Annotated in this window: 2 protein-coding genes; both read left to right on the forward strand. The window is 59.7% G+C overall.

What is annotated here, in order from left to right; translation table 11 throughout:
* Positions 1-77 precede the first annotated feature (77 nt).
* Positions 78-545 (forward strand): hypothetical protein, encoded by a 468-nt coding sequence (locus RCH11_RS18090; RefSeq protein ID WP_327058418.1) that lies wholly within the window; start codon positions 78-80, stop codon positions 543-545.
* Positions 542-967: a hypothetical protein gene (locus RCH11_RS18095; RefSeq protein WP_327058419.1), complete on the forward strand. Its 426-nt coding sequence runs from the start codon at positions 542-544 to the stop codon at positions 965-967. The genes RCH11_RS18090 and RCH11_RS18095 overlap by 4 nt, the downstream gene beginning before the upstream one ends.
* The last annotated feature ends 158 nt before the right edge of the window (positions 968-1,125 follow it).

Genomic DNA, 1,125 nt, shown 5'->3' on the forward strand with positions numbered 1-1,125 from the left:
GCAGACATCGAGCTTGTTCGGATTGTGAACGGCCGCGCCGGTGGCAACAACTACAACTGTGTCCCGTGAGGATTCCCATGAATAAGCGTATTGGCGTTGCCTTAGGTGGCATTGCTGTCCTTGGGGTTGCTGTATTCGCTGTGACTGTTCTGGTCGGTGGCAGCAGTCCCAGTCAGGCCGCGACAGTTCCAACTTTCACTGACCCCACCGTGGGGTTCCGTGATCAAACCAGCGGTGCGTATCTCCGCATCGACCTGACAACATCGGACGCAACCGCGGGTGAGTTCTACTTCAGCGCCCCAGGTGTGGGTCTTACCCTGCCAGCTGCGAAAGCCAGCCTTCAAGTACGTGGCACCCATGATGAACAGTTCCGTTACGACGGGGCCGGCACCCTGTACGCCGCAGCTGCGGTCAGTAGTGACATCATCCAGCCGGTTGCAAACGGTTCATCCAGTGCAGCGACTGTCCGAGTCATCGGGCACACAGACGCTGCCTCCCAAACTGCGACGGTGGAGGTGTGGGTCAACGGCAGCACTTCAACTTGAAAGCGGCCCCCGCACCGCACAATGCCGACGCCACACCGCACACTGCCGATCCCACCGTCGCCGCGGTCATCACCGCGTTGAAGGCGACAGATCTAGGCGCGTTGTACGACCTGGCTGATATCAGCTTGCGTAACGGACTCACCCGGGAACAGTTCGTCACCAAACTGGGTGCGACCGGTGGTGGTGGCAGTGTCACCGGGGTGAACGTTACCGGTGCCACAAGTTACATCACCACCAGCGCGGGTGCTGATTTTGCTCTCACCCCAATCACGTTCGATTACACCAAAGCGGGGGTTCAAGCTCACGTGGTCGCCCACCTTCGCCTGATCTTCACCGGTGGCCAATGGCGTTACCTGAGCACACAACCCGACAACACCCCGGCCAACTCTGACGACAACACCCCCGACCCCAACCTCCCGTAGAAAATAGTTGTTATGACTGAAACTCGGCGGCAGAGCACCCCTATGGCGAAACCGCGCCGACTGGTTTCGGGGCTGAGTGTTCTTGGTCTCAGCCTGTTTGTGCTGACGGGGTGCGCGGTCCCCGGTGGATACGACGTCAACAGTTTGCACCTGCAGCC

This window comes from Glaciihabitans sp. GrIS 2.15 (genome assembly GCF_035984695.1).
GTDB lineage: Bacteria > Actinomycetota > Actinomycetes > Actinomycetales > Microbacteriaceae > Lacisediminihabitans.

What these genes read in the sequence shown, in the direction of transcription:
- RCH11_RS18090 (WP_327058418.1), top strand. Translation starts at nt 78, where the DNA reads ATGAATAAGCGTATTGGCGTTGCCTTAGGTGGCATTGCTGTCCTTGGG.